General features: G+C 69.4%; 15 protein-coding genes. 8 read left to right on the plus strand and 7 right to left on the minus strand.

Annotation, left to right across the window (positions count from 1 at the left end; translation table 11 throughout):
• The first annotated feature begins 3 nt into the window (after nt 1-3).
• Nucleotides 4-2442 (plus strand): glycogen/starch/alpha-glucan phosphorylase, encoded by a 2439-nt coding sequence (locus Aco03nite_RS16555; RefSeq protein WP_203796201.1) that lies wholly within the window; start codon nt 4-6, stop codon nt 2440-2442.
• 192 nt (nt 2443-2634) lie between these two features.
• Here Aco03nite_RS16555 and Aco03nite_RS16560 read toward each other — a convergent pair whose 3' ends face one another.
• The gene (locus Aco03nite_RS16560) at nt 2635-3801 is read right to left on the minus strand and encodes an acyl-CoA dehydrogenase family protein (protein WP_203796203.1); all 1167 of its coding nucleotides are present in this window, start codon (nt 3799-3801) and stop codon (nt 2635-2637) included.
• Between the two features lie 65 nt (nt 3802-3866).
• Between Aco03nite_RS16560 and Aco03nite_RS16565 the strand changes: the two genes are divergently transcribed.
• The 4 genes from Aco03nite_RS16565 (at nt 3867) to Aco03nite_RS16580 (ending at nt 8768) form a co-directional block, all read left to right on the plus strand.
• Nucleotides 3867-4865: a polyprenyl synthetase family protein gene (locus tag Aco03nite_RS16565; protein WP_373872603.1), complete on the plus strand. Its 999-nt coding sequence runs from the start codon at nt 3867-3869 to the stop codon at nt 4863-4865.
• 77 nt (nt 4866-4942) lie between these two features.
• Entirely contained in the window at nt 4943-6625 is a 1683-nt protein-coding gene (locus Aco03nite_RS54080) for an Ig domain-containing protein (RefSeq protein ID WP_203796207.1), read from the plus strand.
• Nucleotides 6622-7269 (plus strand): prepilin-type N-terminal cleavage/methylation domain-containing protein, encoded by a 648-nt coding sequence (locus Aco03nite_RS16575; RefSeq protein WP_203796209.1) that lies wholly within the window; start codon nt 6622-6624, stop codon nt 7267-7269. The genes Aco03nite_RS54080 and Aco03nite_RS16575 overlap by 4 nt, the downstream gene beginning before the upstream one ends.
• A complete protein-coding gene (locus Aco03nite_RS16580; protein WP_203796211.1) occupies nt 7266-8768 on the plus strand; it encodes a ricin-type beta-trefoil lectin domain protein in 1503 nt (500 codons plus the stop codon). The genes Aco03nite_RS16575 and Aco03nite_RS16580 overlap by 4 nt, the downstream gene beginning before the upstream one ends.
• 2 nt (nt 8769-8770) lie before the next feature.
• Here the strand turns inward: Aco03nite_RS16580 and Aco03nite_RS16585 are convergent, their stop codons facing one another.
• The 4 genes from Aco03nite_RS16585 to Aco03nite_RS16600 all read right to left on the minus strand — a co-directional run bounded on the left by Aco03nite_RS16585 (nt 8771) and on the right by Aco03nite_RS16600 (nt 11933).
• The gene (locus tag Aco03nite_RS16585) at nt 8771-9499 is read right to left on the minus strand and encodes a hypothetical protein (RefSeq protein ID WP_203796213.1); all 729 of its coding nucleotides are present in this window, start codon (nt 9497-9499) and stop codon (nt 8771-8773) included.
• Complete coding sequence (locus tag Aco03nite_RS16590; RefSeq protein WP_203796215.1) at nt 9496-9996, minus strand: SigE family RNA polymerase sigma factor; 501 nt, start codon at nt 9994-9996, stop codon at nt 9496-9498. The genes Aco03nite_RS16585 and Aco03nite_RS16590 overlap by 4 nt, the downstream gene beginning before the upstream one ends.
• Nucleotides 9997-10072: 76 nt before the next feature.
• Nucleotides 10073-11023, minus strand: a complete 951-nt coding sequence (locus tag Aco03nite_RS16595) for a zinc-binding dehydrogenase (RefSeq protein WP_203796216.1) — start codon at nt 11021-11023, stop codon at nt 10073-10075.
• 184 nt (nt 11024-11207) lie between these two features.
• Nucleotides 11208-11933 carry an AAA family ATPase gene (locus Aco03nite_RS16600; RefSeq protein ID WP_239145212.1) on the minus strand — a complete coding sequence of 242 codons (726 nt, stop codon included), beginning with the start codon at nt 11931-11933 and terminating at the stop codon, nt 11208-11210.
• A 167-nt stretch (nt 11934-12100) separates the two neighbouring features.
• Here Aco03nite_RS16600 and Aco03nite_RS16605 point away from each other — a divergent pair, with 167 nt between their 5' ends.
• Together Aco03nite_RS16605 and Aco03nite_RS16610 are read left to right on the plus strand one after the other, a co-directional pair.
• On the plus strand, nt 12101-13348 hold the full coding sequence (locus Aco03nite_RS16605) for a VWA domain-containing protein (RefSeq protein WP_203796218.1): 1248 nt from the start codon (nt 12101-12103) through the stop codon (nt 13346-13348).
• 2 nt (nt 13349-13350) lie between these two features.
• Entirely contained in the window at nt 13351-14133 is a 783-nt protein-coding gene (locus Aco03nite_RS16610) for a peptidase (protein WP_203796220.1), read from the plus strand.
• 39 nt (nt 14134-14172) lie between these two features.
• On the opposite strand, the gene Aco03nite_RS16615 is transcribed toward Aco03nite_RS16610, so the two are convergent.
• Nucleotides 14173-15549, minus strand: coding sequence for an Nramp family divalent metal transporter (locus tag Aco03nite_RS16615; RefSeq protein WP_203796226.1), 1377 nt, complete (start codon nt 15547-15549; stop codon nt 14173-14175).
• Nucleotides 15533-16357 carry a shikimate dehydrogenase gene (locus tag Aco03nite_RS16620; protein ID WP_203796228.1) on the minus strand — a complete coding sequence of 275 codons (825 nt, stop codon included), beginning with the start codon at nt 16355-16357 and terminating at the stop codon, nt 15533-15535. The genes Aco03nite_RS16615 and Aco03nite_RS16620 overlap by 17 nt, the downstream gene beginning before the upstream one ends.
• Before the next feature lie 89 nt (nt 16358-16446).
• Here Aco03nite_RS16620 and Aco03nite_RS16625 point away from each other — a divergent pair, with 89 nt between their 5' ends.
• Nucleotides 16447-17073, plus strand: coding sequence for a TetR/AcrR family transcriptional regulator (locus tag Aco03nite_RS16625; RefSeq protein ID WP_203796230.1), 627 nt, complete (start codon nt 16447-16449; stop codon nt 17071-17073).

Below are 17073 nucleotides of genomic sequence, written 5' to 3' on the forward strand. Positions count from 1 at the left end.
GGCATGGATCTTCGACAGGGCATCGGTCTACGCAAACTGGGCAAGACCGCCGATGAGTTCCAGCAGGACCTGTTGAGCAACCTCTACTACCGGCGCGGCACGACGGTCGAGTCGGCGAGCGCCCGGGACGCGTACGAGACACTCTCCCTGACCGTCCGGGACCGTCTCGCCGAGCGGCGGGCGCGCACCGCCGCCGCGCACTACGCCAGCAACCCCCGCTGGGTCTACTACCTCTCCGCGGAATACCTGCTCGGCGCACAGCTCGAACAGAACCTGCTCTACTCCGGCACCGGCGAGCTGGCCGCCTCGGCGGTCAAGGCACTCGGCTTCAGTCTGGAGGACGTCGAGGACCTCGACGTGGAGCCCGGCCTGGGCAACGGCGGCCTGGGCCGGCTCGCCGCCTGCCTGGTCGACTCGCTGGCGACCCGGGACATCCCGGCCGTCGGCTACGGCATCCGCTACGACCTGGGCATCTTCCGGCAGGTAATCACCGAGAACGGGCAGACCGAGCTGCCCGACGACTGGGCGTTCCACGGCAACCCGTGGGAGTTCCCGGCACCCGACGACAGGCAGACCGTCGGCTTCTACGGGCACACCGAACCGGTCCCCGGATCGACCACCCGCAAGGTCTGGGTGCCGGGCGAGATCGTGCTCGGCGAGCCCAGCCACATGCTGGTCCCCGGGTACGGCACCGACACCGTCAACATCGTCCGGCTGTGGAGCGCCAAGGCCAGCGAGGCGTCGTTCGACCTGAGCCGGTTCTCCGCCGGGCAGTATGCCGAGGCCGTCCAGGAGGCGGTCCGGGCGGAGAACATCAGCAAGGTCCTCTACCCCGACGACAGCACCGAACTGGGCCGGGAGCTACGGCTCAAGCAGCAGTACTTCCTGGTCTCCTGCTCGCTGCGGGACATCGTCCGCCGGTTCCGGCTGCGCAACGAGAACTGGGACGAGTTCGCCGAGAAGACGGTCATCCAGCTCAACGACACCCACCCGACGATCGCCATCCCGGAGCTGATGCGGCTCCTGGTCGACGAGTACGAACTGGAGTGGGACCGGGCCTGGGAGATCACCCGCAAGACGTTCGCCTACACCTGCCACACGCTGCTGCCGGAGGCCCTGGAGACCTGGCCGGTCCGGTTGATCGAGAAGCTGCTGCCCCGGCACCTGGAGATCATCTACCTGATCAACATGCACTTCCTGCGTACGGTCGGCGCCCGGTTCCCGGGTGACCAGGAGCGGGTGCGGCGCATGTCGATCATCCAGGAGGAGCCGGAGCGCCGGGTCCGGATGGCCCATCTCGCGGTGGTCGGCACCGAGGCCGTCAACGGGGTCGCCGAACTGCACTCGAAACTGCTGCGCGAGACGGTCCTCGACGACTTCGCCGAGTTGTGGCCGGCCAAGTTCCAGAACGTCACCAACGGCATCTCCCCGCGCCGTTTCATCCGGATCGCGAACCCGCGGCTTTCCGACCTGATCACCGAGGGTCTCGGCGGCGACGGCTGGGTACGTGACCTGGAGAAACTGGCCGGGCTGGAGTCGCTGGCCGACGACGCGTCGTTCCGTGAGCGCTGGCGGTCGATCAAGCGGGCCAACAAGGTCGACCTGGCCGCCGGCGACCCCGACTCGCTCACCGACGTGATGATCAAGAGGTTCCACGAGTACAAGCGGCAGCAGCTCAAACTGCTCCACGTGGTCACCCTCTACCAGCGGATCCGGGCGAACCCGGCGGGCGACTGGGTGCCGCGCACGGTGCTGTTCGCCGGCAAGGCGGCCCCCGCCTACCACGCGGCGAAGGACCTGATCCGTCTGATCGCGACGGTCGCAGCGACGATCGCGGCGGATCCGGTGGTGTCGCCGTACCTCAAGGTGGTCTTCCCCTCGAACTACAACGTCACCCTGGCCGAGAAGATCATTCCGGCGGCCGACCTGTCCGAGCAGATCTCCCTGGCCGGCAAGGAGGCGTCCGGCACCGGCAACATGAAACTGGCCCTCAACGGCGCCGTCACCATCGGCACCCTGGACGGCGCCAACATCGAGATCCACGCCCGGGTCGGCGACGACAACTTCTTCCTGTTCGGCCTGGACGCCTACGAGGCCGCGCAGGCCCGGATCAACGGCTACCAGCCGCGGGCCTTCTACGACCACGACGAGGAGTTGCGCGCCGCGATCGACGCGCTGGGTTCCGGCGCCTTCGGCGAGGTGGGCCACCGGGTGGCGAGCGCCCTGCTCGGCTGGGACGAGTACCTGGCCCTGGCCGATTACCGCGCCTACGTCGACTGCCAGGGCCGGGTCGAGGAGGCGTGGCGCGACCACGACCGCTGGACCCGGATGTCGATCCTGAACACCGCACACAGCGGTTTCTTCAGCTCCGACCGCACGGTGGCCGACTACGCCGCCCGCATCTGGCGGGTCTCCCCCGTCCCGGTCCCCCAGGAAAACTGACCGATTCCGTTCAGGGCGGCGTGCGGCGTTCCGCGCGCCGCCCTGTCTTTTCCTCGGACGGCCGGTCCGGCGGTGACCACCGAATCCGGCCCGGCGGTCGCGGGTCGGCCGGGAGTGGCGCGGGCCTCGCGGGGGACCGACAGGGCCGGCTGGTGCGGTTGTGGGGGCCGTGTGGCGTACCGCAAAGGGGGTTCAGCGGTAGGCCGCGTGTCCGGTCAACGTCTGGCCGATCACCAACGTGTGGATCTCCGACGTGCCCTCGTAGGTGAGGACGGACTCCAGGTTGTTGGCGTGCCGCAGTGGGGAGTAGTCGAGGGTGATGCCGCTGCCGCCGAGGATGGTGCGGCATTCGCGGGCGATCGCCAGGGCGCGGCGGACGTTGTTGAGTTTGCCGACGCTGATCTGGTGGGGTTGCAGGGTGCCGGCGTCCTTCAGACGGCCCAGGTGCAGGGCCAGCAGGGCCGCCGTGTTCAGGTCGACCGCCATGTCGGCCAGTTTCTCCTGGGTCAGCTGGAAGGCGGCGATCGGCTTGCCGAACTGGATGCGGGCGTTCGCGTAACCGATCGCCGTCCGCAGACTGTCCAGGGCCGCCCCGGTGGAGCCGAAGACGATGCCGAACCGGGCCTCCGACAGGCAGCTCAGCGGGGCGCCCAGCCCCTTCGCGTGCGGGAGCTGCGCCGATGCCGGCAGGCGCACGTCGTCGAAGGACAGCTCGCCGGTGATCGAGGCCCGCAGGGACAGTTTGCGTTTGATGGTGCGGCTGGTGAACCCGGGGGTGTCGCGGGGCACCAGGAAACCGCGGATGCCGTCCTCGGTCTGCGCCCACACGGTGGCGACGTCGGCGATCGAACCGTTGGTGATCCACATCTTGCCGCCGTTGAGGATCCAGTCGCCGCCGTCGCGGACCGCCCGGGTGCGCATGTTCGCCGGATCGCTGCCGAAATCGGGCTCGGTCAGGCCGAAACACCCGATCGCCTCACCGGCGGCCATCCGGGGCAGCCACTCGAGTTTCTGCTCCTCCGACCCGTACCTCCAGATCGAGAACATCGCCAGGGAACCCTGCACGGAGACGAAACTGCGCAGCCCGGAGTCGCCCGATTCCAGCTCCAGACAGGCCAGCCCGTAGGCGACCGCGCTGGTCCCGGCACACCCGTAACCCTCCAGGTGCATCCCGAGCACGCCGAGCCTGCCCAGCTCAGGGGCCAGCTCGCGGGGGAACGTGCCCTCCTCGAACCAGTCCGCCACGTGCGGCCGCACGTGCTCGGTGACGAACCTGGCCACCGTCTCGCGGATCTGCCGCTCCTCGTCGCTGAGGAGGCCGTCGAAGTCGAGCAGGTCCAGCGGATCGGTGAGCGCCATCCGTCGATGATGCCACCGCGGGCCTCGTCAGCGTGCTCTCAGCCGGGTGATCTAGCCTCATGATCATGACGGCCCCCACGCTGACCGACTTCATCGATCCGGCTGTCCGTGACTCCGTGACGGAGTTCCTGGCGACCGTGGAGACCGAGCTGCGCACCGCCGTGGCCAGCCCGGACCCGCTGGTCGACGAGGTCGCCGCGCATCTGGTGCGGGCCGGGGGCAAACGGTTCCGGCCGCTGACCGTGGCGCTCTGCGCCCAGCTCGGCGACCCGGGCCGGCCGGAGCTGCTGCCGTCGGCGGTGCTGATGGAGCTGACCCACCTGGCCACGCTCTACCACGACGACGTGATGGACGAGGCCCCGCTGCGGCGCGGCGCGGCCAGCGCCAACTCCCGGTGGAGCAACAAGCTCGCGGTGTACGTGGGCGACTACCTGCTGGCCCGTGCCGCCCAGATGGCCGCGGGGCTGGGTGACGAGGCGGTCCGGTTGCAGGCCAGCACCCTGTCGCAGCTGGTCCGGGGGCAGCTGTCGGAGACCGTCGGCCCGCGCGGCGCCGACCCGATCCGGTTCCATCTGCAGGCCGTCGAGGACAAGACCGCCTCGCTGATCGCCACGTCGGCCCGGTTCGGCGGCCTGTTCTCCGGGCTGCCCGCGCCGCACGTGGAGACCCTGGCCGAGTTCGGCACCGCGATCGGCATCGCCTTCCAGCTCTCCGACGATCTGCTGGACATCGCGTCGGAGTCGGAGCAGTCCGGCAAGACTCCCGGCACCGATCTGCGCGAGGGCGTGCCGACCCTGCCGATGTTGTACGCGCTGGCCGCCGACGACACCGGCGCCGACGTGCGGCGGCTGAAGGAGCTGCTGTCGGCCGGCCCGATCGTCGACGACACGCTGCACGCCGAGGCGCTGGGGCTGCTGCGCGGGTCGGCGGCCCTGAAGCAGGCGCGGGAGACCGTGCACGGTTACGCCGGGGCGGCCCGCCGCAGCGCCGCGACCCTGCCGGACAGCGCCGCCCGCAGCACGCTCGAATCCCTGTGCCATTACATCGCGGATCGCACCGGCTGACACTTTTCCCTTCACTTCTCGCGATCTTCGCCGAAGGTGCCAGTGCGATTTCTGTACGGCACACCACGGGGAGTGAGATGCGCGGGAAGGACGACGGCTTCTCCATCGTCGAGCTCATCATGGCCATGGCCGTGCTCAGTATCGCCATGGCCGGTTTCGGGACGTTCTTCGTCAACGGCACCAAAGCCGTCGACCAGCAGCGTGACCAGCGGCAGGCGGCCCAGCTGGCGTCGACCGCGATCGAGCAGGTCCGGGCGCTGCAGAACACCGCTCTGCTGGTGGGCCGGGGCAAGACCGCCGTGCAGGCCCAGTGGGACGCCGCGCTGAACGACAGCCAGTTCAAGGACCGGCTGAAGCCGTACCTGGACAGCATGGCGATGGCTTTCGACAAGGACGCCACCGGCGGGGCCGACGCGCCCATCTCCACCAGCTCGATGACCCAGTCGGTGAACGGCACCGACTTCAAGCAGTCGATCTACGTGGGTACGTGCGAGGTGTACTTCGCGAAGACCGACCAGTGTGTCGATCCGGCCACCGCGACGAACGTACCGGCCGACGAGACCCAGAAGCTCAAGTACTTCCGGGTCGTCGTCCTGGAGTCCTGGGCCCAGCGGGGCTGCACCAACGACCAGTGCGGTTACCTGACCTCCACGCTCATCTCGCAGATCAGCGAGCCGCTCTTCGACATCAAACGGCCGTCGCCGGTGGTCCGCAACCTCACCCTGAACCCGATGCCGGTCTTCTACGTCGGGCTGAACACGGTGACCTACCAGTACAAGGCGACCGGTGGCACGCTGCCCAACACCTGGACCTTCACCGGTGTGCCGACCGGCCTGACCGGGGACAAGAACGGCCTGATCAGCGGCACACCGACAAAGGCCGGCACGTACAGCAGCGCCACCGCGAAGGTCACCGACGACTCCGGCCGCTCGGACACCCTCACCGGCATCACCTACACCGTGGTCGTCCCGCCGGCCGTGACGGTGACACCCGGCGCGCCGAAGAACCACGTCGGTGAGGCCGTCTCGCTGCAGCCCACCGTCACCGGCGGGGACACCGGCGGCACCTCGAAGTACACCTGGAGCGTCACCGGGCTGCCCAGCGGGCTCACCTTCGACGCCGCGACCGGGGCGATCACCGGCACCGCGAGCGCCACCTACACGGCCGTCGTGCGGGCCACCGACAACAACGGGGTCTACGGCGAGGCGACGTACACCCACACGGTCTACCCGGCGATCGTGCTGACCAGGCCGGCCGACCAGACCGTGGCCCTCGGCTCGTCGGTCATCGCGACCGCCACCGCCTCGGGTGGTTTCGGCACCCTGACGTTCTCCGCCGCCAACCTGCCCGTGGGGGTGTCGATCAACGCCTCGACCGGCGTGGTGAGCGGCACACCGTTGACCCCGGGACGCTACCTGCCGACGGTCAGCGTGACCGACAGCATCGGGCCCGCGGTCAGCGACCGGTTCGTGATCCAGGTGAACACGACCGGCCTGCTGGTCACGTCACCGGCCACCGATGTGACGTCGAAGTCCGGCGACAAGACGACGGTCCCGGTCGAGACCAACGCCACGGCCGTCGGCGCCAAGGGGGTCACCACCACCGTGCTCGGCACACCACCCGGGATGACCTGGAACGCCGGCAAGAGCGCCTTCACCGGCACCCCGACCACGCCCGGCACCTACCAGGTGGTCCTGACCAGCGTCAGCACCGTGCCGGTGTCCACCACCATCTACAACTTCATCTGGACCGTGACGTGAAGCGGCTGATCCGGCGACTCACCGACGATCGCGGGTTCTCGCTGATCGAGGTCATGATGACGGCGACGATCATGACGTTCGTCCTGGCCATCGCGCTGACCGGCATCGTGCAGTTCTACTCCGACACCAACCGGACCCAGCAGACCTCGGAGGCCCGGGACCAGCTGGACATCAGCTTCCGCCGGCTCGACCGGGAGCTGCGGTACGCCACCTGGGTCTCCGTCCCGGGCAAGGTCGGCACCCGCTGGTACACCGAGTACGCGCTGCCGGACGACACGGCGGGCAAGAGCCCGTGCCGGCAGATCATCCTCAACAACGGCCAGCTGATCCTGGCCACCTGGGATCTGCCGGCCACCGCACCCACGTCACAGACGGTGCTGGCCACCGACGTCACCGCGAACACCACCACCGGGCCGGTGACGGTCTACAAGCCGGGCGATTCGCCGTACGCCACGGCGAGCGCCGGCGTGGCGGGGGTGGGTGTCGCCTACCAACCACAGTTCCAGCAGGTCCGGCTGCGGTTCTCGGTGACCGTCGGCAAGGTCGCCCTGCCGTTCGACAGCATCTTCACCGCGCAGAACATCGACACCGAAGCCTCCAAGATCCTTATCAACAGTTGCAGCGCAGGGAGGCCGACCTCATGAGCCCACACCGCCTCTTCCGGGACGAACGTGGATCACTGCCGATGGCGATGCTCGTCGTCACCATCGGCCTGTCCCTGTCGGCGATGCTGCTGCCGGTGATCCTGCGGCAGGTCACCGGCACCCGCACCCTGGTCGACCGGAACACCGCCCTGAACGGCGCCCAGATCGGGCTCGACGTGGTGATGGCCCGGGTCCGGGCGGCGTCCACCCTCGAGAAGGACAAGGTGGTGGGCCAGCTGGAGGACATGCCCGGCTGCAACATCACCGGGGACGCCGGGGTCGACGACACCGGCGAGTCACTGCGGTACATCGTCACCATCGTCTACAAGGACCAGGACGGCAAGACGCTCGCCTGCCCGCTCACCAAGGTGCCGACCACCGCGCTGGTCACCTCGCAGGGCCTGCGCAGCAGCGCCGTCGGCACGGACACCTCCGGCTCGCGCAGCCTGAGCGCCACCTACGTCTTCTCCACCAGCAACACCAACATCCCCGGCGGCTCGATCCAGATCGCCTCGTCCAGCGTCGGCAGTCTCTGCTTCGACGCCGGCTCCAAGACGCCGACGGTCGGCACCGCCCTCGTCGTGAAGACCTGCAACGCCGCCAGCACCCAGCAGTTCGGCTACACCGCCGACCTGTACCTGAAACTCGTCAACTCGGAGTCGACAGCCGCGCCCGACGGCCTCTGCCTGTACGCCGGCACGTCGCACGCCAACAACAACGCGCTCACCCTGCAGAAGTGCCCCGCCGATCCGGCCACCCGCGAGCCGCTCTACCAGTGGAGCCTGGACGGCTCCAGCCTGTTCCACTCGACCAGCGCCAGTGCGGCGGTCGAGAACTTCTGCATCAACATGAAGAACGCCAGCACCATCGGCAGCGCGGTGATCCTGAACTCCTGCTCGGTGAACAGCACCACCACCGTGTGGCGTTCGTCGGCCGGTGTCGGCGCGGGCATGGCCGGTGACGACACCAACCAACTGGTCAACTACTCCCAGTTCAGCCGCTGTCTGGACGTCACCAACCAGGACGCCGGGTACTCGTACATGATCGCCTGGTTCTGCAAGCAGCACCCGCAGGCCAAGGTCGACTGGAACCAGATCTGGGTGCACCCGGTCCCGGTGGCGCCGGCCAAGTACGCGGAGGGCCCGATCCAGGTGACCAGCAAGGACGGCAAAACCGTCTACTGCCTCAAGTCACCGCTGAGCACCGCCTCCAACGCGTACGCGACGACGCAGAAGTGCCCCACCAACCCGACCGCGACTGCGGCCCTGAAGTGGACCGTCTTCCACGACACCGGCCTGTACGCGACGAGCTACCGGATCATGGACAGCAGCGGCTTCTGCCTCCAGCCGACCGACCTGAACGCGTCACCGAAGGACACCCACTCCGACGGCACCAGCAAGGTCAAGGTCGAGAAGTGCAGCAGCTCGGAGCTGCAGAAGTGGAACGCGCCGGCCAACATCAGCAAGCTGACCCCGCTGACCGACATCCGGGAGAACTGACCTCAGAAGAAGTCGCCGGACACCTGGAGATCGCCGGAGACCGCCTGGTACGTGTCGCCGCCCGCGTCCCGGCCGCCGTCGGGGTGGGTGTAGCGGGCGGTGAACGTGTAGGTGCCCGGGGCGAGGGTGTCCGACGGTGACATGACGAACCGGTAGACGAAGGCCCGCGTCTCCTCGGTGACCGTGGTGGTGACGCTGGCGCCGGGCACCTTCTTCACCCCGCCGCGGGTGACCAGGCCGTCGGTGCGGGCCACCCGGATCACCACCTCCAGCGACGTCAGCTCGGCGGTGGTCTTCACGGTGACGACGCTCGACCCGTCGACGACCGAACCGTCGGACCAGATCGGGCCCTGCTCGACCCGGTTCTTCTCCGGCGGTGTGGTGGTCCGCGCCGGCGACGGTTTCGACGAGACGGCGGACGGGCTGGGCTCGACGCTCACCGGCGCGGTGTCCGCCGGGCTCGGCCGGACGGTGCCGGGCGCCGGGGCTGGCGGGGCCGGCGCCGGGGCGGGTGAGCTGGTCAGGGCCCAGGTGCCGACCCCGCCGCCGCCGAAGATCAGGGCCACCGCGCCGGCCACCGCGGCCATCCGCAGCCGGGAACCCCGCTGCCGCACCCCGGTGTCCTGCATGGCGGCCGAACCGATCCGGTCGAGCATCGCCTCCCGGTCCGGCCGGTGCCCGGCGGCCGCGTCCCGCAGAGCGGCCCGGAGCTGGTCGTCGGAGAGACTCATCGCGCCGCCTCCCAACCGTCCATACCGACATGATCGCCCAGCAGCCCGGCGAGCTGTCTCGCACCCCGGGAAGTGGCACTCTTCACCGCGCCGACGGAGATCCCCAGGATCTCGGCGACCTCACGTTCCGGCAGGTCGAACGCGTACCGCAGGACCACGCACGCGCGCCGCCGGTGCGGGAGCCGTTTCAGCGCGCCGCGCACGTCGAGCACGGCCGGCACGTCGGCGTCCCGGTCGCGGCGCAGCGGGCCGAACGACAGCATCCGCTCCCGGCTGCGGCGGCGCACCCAGTTGCGGGCCAGGTTCATCACGATGCCGTGGCCGTAGGCGGCCGGATCGTCGGCCGCGTTCACCCGGTCCCAGTGCCGCCACACCTCGGTCAGGGCGTCGGCGGCCAGATCGTCGGCCACCGCGGACTCGCCGGTCATCAGATAGGCCAGCCGGGAGAGGGAATCGTGGTGCCGTTCGAAATACGCGCGGAACGCGTCGTCACGCAATCGAACACACCTCCCCTGGCCGAGCAGCCGACGTTAGAGATCTCGGCGGACCGAGAGCAAGGGCCGCGCGGACGGATCACATCGTCAGGACCACCTTTCCGGTGGTCCGGCGGGCCAGCAGGTCCTCGTGCGCGCGCCGGGCGTCGGCCAGCGGGTAGGACGGTCCGGGCGGCAGCACCAGCCGGCCGGCGGCGACCAGCTCCAGCAGTTCGGTCAGCGGCTGGTGGAAGCCGCCGGGCTGGTCCAGGGCCGGGCGCAGCCAGAACCCGGCGACCGACGTGTTCCGGTCAGCCAGCGTGCCGGGGTCGATCGGGGCCCGGCCCTGACGGGAGGCGTTACCGAAACTGATCAGGCGACCCCAGTGCGCCAGGCCGTCCAGGGCCGCGGTCAGGGTGGCGCCGCCGGTCGAGTCGAGGATCACGTCCGCACCCCGGCCGCCGGTGGCCGCCCGGATCCGGTCCGGGTAGCCGTCCGGTGCGCTGTCCACCGCCACGTCGGCGCCGAGTCGCAGCGCCAGCTCGCGTTTCTCCGGCGTGGAGGCCGCGGCGATCACCTGCCCGGCCCCGAAGATCCTGGCCAGCTGCACCGCGACGGTACCGACCCCACCGGCGGCCGCCCCGACCACCACCGTCTCGCCGGGTTGGAGGCGGGCGCTGCCGCGCAGAACGTGGAACGCGGTCAGGCCCTGGACTAGCAGGGCCAACGCAGTGGCGTCATCCACCTTGTCCGGAATTTTCACGACATCTTCGATGGCGGCGGAAGCCTGTTCCGCATAACCGCCACCGGGGAACAGCAGCGCCACCACCCGCTGCCCATCCGCGGTCACCCCGGCGACCTCGGTGCCCGGCACAAACGGCAGAGCAGGCGCTGCCCGATAACTACCATCGGTCCGATGCGTGTCGGCGTAGTTGACCCCGGCCGCGGTCACCCCGATCAGACTCCGGCCGGCCTCCTCGGCGGGCGCGGGCAACTCGGCGACATCAAGAACCTCGGGACCACCGAGGCGGGACACCAGGATCGCTCTCATGGCAAAGCATGCTATCCCGAGAGAAAAGATAGAGATGAATTCGCGGCAGTACGCCTACACCCGGCCAGAAGCGACCACCACTCCCGTGGCCACCCGCGATGTGGTCCCCCCACCGGACCGCCCGGCGACCGCCGGGCCGGAGGCGATGGTCACCGGTCTCTCAGCCGGCCGTCAACGTCGTCTCTCAGCCGGCCATCAACTTCGTCAGGAAGCGGTTCGGGTCGGCGAGGAAGGCCCGGGTCATCACCACCGCCTCGGCCCGGTCGAACGGAACCCGGTCGATCGTGCCGGCCGGGTCGATCTCCAGGATCGTCGCGCCCGGGCTGGCCAGCAGGATCGGGGAGTGCGTGGCGATGATGAACTGGCTGCCGCTCTCGACCAGGTCGGCCATCCGGACCAGCAGGGCCAGGCAGCCCTGCACCGACAGGGCCGCTTCGGGCTCGTCCAGCAGGTAGAGCCCGCCCGGGCCGAACCGGTGGGTGGCCAGGTCCAGGAAGGACTCACCGTGGGAGCGGTGGTGTGGTGACACCCCGCCGTAGGAGTCGAAGCCGTTCTCGTCGAGCCGCTCGATCTCGGTGGCCACGTTGTAGTACGACTCGGCGCGCAGAAAGAAACCGGTCCGGGGTTTGCGGCCCGCGGTGCGCACCAGGGTCAGGTGCTCGCCCAGCGACGACTCGCTGGGGCGGGTGGCGAAGTTGAACGACGTGCTCCCGCCCTCGGGGTTGAAGCCGGCGGCCACCGCGATCCCCTCGATCAGGGTCGACTTGCCGCTGCCGTTGCCACCGGCGATCAGCGTGACCGGCGTGTCGAACCGCAGCTCACCGGCGCTCACCAGGCCGCGCACCGCCGGAACCCGGAACGGATACTTACCCCCCGGCACCTCGTCCAGCCGCATCCCCCTGATGAACACGCCACCACGGTACCGGCGGGCGGTGTGACCCGGACCACCGCATCCGGCCCGGCGGTCGCGGGTCGGTCCCGGCGGACGCGGACCTCGCGCGGACGAGACGGCCGGGGCCGGTGCGGTTGTGGGGCCGATTACCCCGTACCGAAATAGATTGTTTATGATCTTACCGCGTGATCCACAGAAAACTGTCCATAGTGACAGCGACGGGATTGATCGCGGCTTCCGCCTTTCTCGGCGCCACCCCCGCGCACGCCGAACCGACATCCGAGACCGAACCGCCGGTGGTGGAACTGGTTCTCGATGTGAGTGGCTCGATGAAGGCCGCCGACATCGACGGGCAGACCCGGATGACGGTCGCCAAACGGGCCTTCAACGAGGTGGTCGACGCCCTGCCGGAGACCACCCAGCTCGGCATCCGGGTGCTCGGCGCCACCTACGGCGGTGACAACAAGCGTCTCGGCTGCAAGGACACCCAGCAGATCGTGGCGGTCGGGCCGGTCAACCGGGTCGCGGCGAAGAACGCCATCGCCTCGCTGAAACCGACCGGCTTCACCCCGATCGGGCTGGCGCTGCGGGAGACGGCCAAGGACCTGGAGGGCACCGGTTCGGCCCGCCGGATCGTGCTGATCACCGACGGCGAGGACACCTGCACCCCGCCGGACCCCTGTGACGTGGCCCGTGAGCTGGCCGCCCAGGGCACCGACCTGGTCGTCGACACGCTCGGCCTGGCGCCGGACGAGAAGACCCGCAAGCAACTGGTCTGCATCTCGCAGGCGACCGGCGGCACCTACGCCGCGGCGCAGAGCGAGGAGGAGCTGACCGACCGGATCAAGCAGCTGGTGGACCGGGCCGCGGTGCCGCCGCCGGTCACCCCGGCCACCGTGCAGGGCGCCAAGGACTGCGCGACCGCGCCGCTGCTGGCCGCCGGTGTCTACACCGACCGTGAGCTGATCGGCGAGCACCGGTTCTACCGGGTGGCCGTGGACGCCGGCCGGGAGCTGCGGGCGAGTGTCAGCATCTCGCTGGACCGGCCGCTGAACCGGGACTACGGCGTGCTGGTCAAGGCCGCCACCGTGGACGGTCGTGAGCTGGTCCGCGGGCTGGACGCCGCCAGTGGCCGCTCCGACGTGGTGTCGGCGGGCCTGCGCTGGTCCGGTGATGAGGAGCCGGCGCTGGCCGCGACCTCGGACATCTGCCTGGTGGTGAGCAACTCGTTCGCCTCGGCGACGGCGGCCGGCGCCCCCGGTATGCCCGTCGAGCTGAGCATCGACCTGGTCGAGGCCTCGCAGGCGCCGGATGCCCCGGGCCTGGGCCGTGGCTTCCTGCTGCTGTTCGTGCTGGCGATCGCCGGTCTGGTGGCCGGGGTGCTGGCCGGCTGGCTGACCCGCTGGTGGGTCGCCACCTGGAGGGAGAACTGATCATGCGGAAGCTTCTCGGACTCGCCGTTCTCGGCATGGTTCTCCTGCCTGCAGCCTCGGCGTTCGCTGCTGATCCGACGGACGGGCCTACCCCGTTGCAGAGCATCACCTCGGCCGGTACGTCGTTCCTGACCGCCGTGGCGATCGCCCCGGAACAGCAGGTCAAGGTCAGTGCCGTCACCGGTGACTACCTGTACTGGCAGTTCCCGGCGACCGCCGGTCAGCGGCCGGAGCTGACCATCGACGTCGCGCTGCCCGCCACCGGCCGCAGCGGCGACCACTCGTGGACCGTGGAGGTCTTCGACGGTCTGCGCCGCCGGCAGGCCTGCGTGGGCGGCGAGCAGAGCCCGGTCGCCAAGACCACCGACACCACGCTGCAGCTCGGTTGCCGGCTGCGGCAGGTCCGGTCCTGGGCCGAACCGTGGGACGGTGACCCGCTGCCGGGCACCTACTACGTCCGGCTCTCCAGCACCGAACTGCCGGAGAAGGACCTGGGTCTGCCGCTGGACGTCACGCTGGCCCTGAAGTCGCCGACCGGGGACACCGGCGCCGACCAGGGTGAACTGGCCGCCCCGCTGGTGCCGAACAACCAGCCGGGCAAGTTGCTCGCCTCCGCCGCGCCGACGACAAGCGTGGAGCCCGAAGAGGAGTCCTCCTTCGACTTCTCGATGGACTGGCTGCCGGACTTCTCGTCCCGGTGGGTGTGGACGGTGGCCGGTGGTTTCATCGCCGCGGTCACCGGCCTGATCGGGTTCTCCTGGACCCGTCGCCGGCGCCGGGTCTGAGTTGTTTCTGCCCGGGCTCGCGCGAGCCCGGGCAGAACCTCACAATTTGTCGAGCTGGGTGACGACCATGGCGATCGCGAAGAAGCCGTAGAACCCGATCGCCACCAGCAGACCGCCGAGACGCCAGCCCCGGATCCGGATCGGCGCCGGAAGGTCCCGGGTGTTCAACCGGACCAGCAGGATCGAATAGAGCAGGGTCACCACTGAAGCCGCACAGGTGGAGACGATCAGCAGGCCGAGCGGCTGGGTGAACCCGGCCAGCAGGATGATCGAGCCGAGCACGATCTCCACCCACACCACGATCAGGTAGATCCGGGCCTCGGTCCACCGGGTGGACGTCTGCAGATAGTTGCGGCGCAGGAAGTCCGAGGCGACCCGCCCGATGATGTCCAGCAGGCCCATCGCCGCCGCCCACAGCGAGACCGCCGCGACCGCCAGGAACAGCAGCTTGAGCCAGGTGCCGACCTCGGCCTCGAAGATCTCGCCCTGGATCCGCAGGAACGACGGGTCGGACTTGAGGTCGTCCCGGCCGAACAGCGTCTCGTAGGCGAGCAGGCTCATCACGCCGATCGTCACGAAACAGACCGCCACGAACGTGACCAGGTGTTCGGCGTTGGCCCGCTTCCACCACAGGTTCCAGCGGCCCATCGAGGTCTCGTCGATCGGGAACGTGTAGCGGTCGGCGCCGGCCGCCTCCTCCTGGCCGGTGATCGGCGAGATCAGGCGGGGCACGTGCGCGCCCATGCCGTACCGCTTGTCCCGGATCCAGTTGCTCAGCACCAGGTTGTGCACCCCGCCCGCCCCGGCCGCGCCGATCGCGCTGAGCAGCATGGTGAAGGTGATGCCGTCCGGGATCTGACCGAACTCGGTCACGGTGGCCTTCGCACCCTCGCCCCAGGTGCTCAGCGAGATCACGAAGACGACCACGACCGCGAGGAAGAACAGGGTGAGGACGACCTTGACCGTCTCCACCCGCTCGACGGTCTTGTAGATCACTTTGGACAGGGTCAGGAAGACGCCGATGGTGACCAGCACCCCGACGGTGATCCAGACCGGGTCGCCGCCACCCACCAGATAGGTGAAAACGGTGGAGCCGCTGGTCGCCCAGCCGGGCCAGACGTACTGGAAGGCGCCGGCCAGGCAGATGATGATGCCCCAGCCCTTCCACCAGCGGGAGAAGCCGGCGACCACGGTCTGGCCGGTGGCCAGGGTGTACCGCTCGATCTCCATGTTGATGACGAACTGCACGGCGAGCGTGGTGAAGGCCAGCCAGAGCAGGCCGAGGCCGCCGAGGGCGGTCAGGTAGGGCCAGAGGATGATCTCGCCGGCCGCCATGCCGATGCCGACGGCGACGACACCGGGGCCGACCATGCGCCGTAGTGAGGGGGGTTCGGGGAGTTCAGTCTCGGTCAACATTGCCGCGCTCCAGGAGTCGGGAGAGGTGAAGCAACATCCGCGCGATATCGGGGGTGCGCCCGGTGAACAGCTGGAACGCCGCGGCGGCCTGGTAGACGCACATCGCGGCGCCGCCGATCGCCCGGAGTCCGGCGGCCCGGGCGGCGATCAGCAGCTCGGTGTCGACGGGCACGTAGACGATGTCGGCGACCCACAGACCGCGGTGGAGCAGGTCTGCGGGCAGCGGAATCCCGGGGTGGTGCCGCATGCCGACCGGGCTGGCGTTGACGAGCCCGTCGGCGTCGTTCAAGGAGTTGATCTCGGGGAGATAGGAGGCGCCCAGTTGATCGGCCAGTTCCCCGCCACGGACGGGGTCCACGATGGTCAGCCTTTCCACGCCCAGCTCCCGCAGCGCGTGACCGCAGGCGGCTCCGGCACCGCCCGCGCCCAGCATCACCACGTGGCCGAGGGCGACGCCGGGCAGGCCGGTCCGGAACGATTCGGCGAACCCGAGGGCGTCGGTGTTGTAGCCGAACCGCCGCCCGTCCCGGAAGACCACGGTGTTGACCGCGCCGATCTCCCGGGCCTGCGGGGACAGCTCGTCGAGGTGCTCGATCACCTGCTGTTTGAAGGGATGGGTGATGTTGAGCCCGGCGAAATCGGATCGCTCCGCAAGGGAGAGGCAGCGTTTCAGTTCCGCCGGGGTGTCCACATCGAACAACTCGTAGCTGAGCCCGAGGTGGTGGTGGCGCCCCTCGGCCTCGTGCAGTGCCGGTGACAGCGACGCGCCGATCCCGGTCCCGATCAACCCGCATCGGCAAGCTGCCATCGTCGAACTCCTTGCTAATGTACGAACTAGTACGTTAGTTATGAGGTGTGACGACGGACACTGTCAAGGCCCACGGCAGACTTGCGTTCATGACGCAGGAACGGCAGCGCGACGCCGAACGCACCCGTACCGAACTCCTCGACGTGGCCACCGAGGAGTTCGCCGAGCGCGGCTACAGCGGTGCCCGGGTCGACGAGATCGCCGCACGTACCCGCACCACGAAACGGATGATCTACTACTACTTCGGCGGCAAGGAGCAGCTTTACCTGGCGGTGCTGGAGCGGGCGTACGCGGAGATCCGGGCCGCCGAGCGCACCGCCGACGTCGGCCACCTCGATCCCCCGGCCGCCGTCCGCCGGCTCGCCGAGGTCACCTTCGACCACCACGAGGCGCATCCCGCGTTCATCAAGCTCGTCGGGGTGGAGAACGCCCAGCACGCCAAGCACATGAACCACGTGGCCCGGCTCGTCGACCTGAACAGCTCGGCCGTCGACCTGCTCCGCGGGGTCCTGGACCGCGGGGTGCGCGACGGGGTGTTCCGCGACGACGTCGACGCCCTCGACGTCCACATGATGATCAGCTCGTTCTGCTTCTTCCGCGTCGCCAACCGTCACACCTGGGGCGCCCTCTTCGACCGGGACCTGCTCGCCCCGGACCGGCGGGAGCACTACCGGACCATGCTCGGGGACCTGGTCACCGGCTATCTACGAAAGTGA

Source organism: Actinoplanes couchii (assembly GCF_016862075.1).
GTDB classification, from domain to species: domain Bacteria; phylum Actinomycetota; class Actinomycetes; order Mycobacteriales; family Micromonosporaceae; genus Actinoplanes; species Actinoplanes couchii.

Coding starts and splice junctions, on each gene's coding strand:
- Aco03nite_RS16555 (WP_203796201.1), top strand. CDS start 4: ATGGATCTTCGACAGGGCATCGGTCTACGCAAACTGGGCAAGACCGCC.
- Aco03nite_RS16560 (WP_203796203.1), bottom strand. CDS start 3,801: ATGGCGCTCACCGATCCGCTGGACCTGCTCGACTTCGACGGCCTCCTC.
- Aco03nite_RS16565 (WP_373872603.1), top strand. CDS start 3,867: ATGACGGCCCCCACGCTGACCGACTTCATCGATCCGGCTGTCCGTGAC.
- Aco03nite_RS54080 (WP_203796207.1), top strand. CDS start 4,943: ATGCGCGGGAAGGACGACGGCTTCTCCATCGTCGAGCTCATCATGGCC.
- Aco03nite_RS16580 (WP_203796211.1), top strand. CDS start 7,266: ATGAGCCCACACCGCCTCTTCCGGGACGAACGTGGATCACTGCCGATG.
- Aco03nite_RS16585 (WP_203796213.1), bottom strand. CDS start 9,499: ATGAGTCTCTCCGACGACCAGCTCCGGGCCGCTCTGCGGGACGCGGCC.
- Aco03nite_RS16595 (WP_203796216.1), bottom strand. CDS start 11,023: ATGAGAGCGATCCTGGTGTCCCGCCTCGGTGGTCCCGAGGTTCTTGAT.
- Aco03nite_RS16610 (WP_203796220.1), top strand. CDS start 13,351: ATGCGGAAGCTTCTCGGACTCGCCGTTCTCGGCATGGTTCTCCTGCCT.
- Aco03nite_RS16615 (WP_203796226.1), bottom strand. CDS start 15,549: ATGTTGACCGAGACTGAACTCCCCGAACCCCCCTCACTACGGCGCATG.
- Aco03nite_RS16620 (WP_203796228.1), bottom strand. CDS start 16,357: ATGGCAGCTTGCCGATGCGGGTTGATCGGGACCGGGATCGGCGCGTCG.
- Aco03nite_RS16625 (WP_203796230.1), top strand. CDS start 16,447: ATGACGCAGGAACGGCAGCGCGACGCCGAACGCACCCGTACCGAACTC.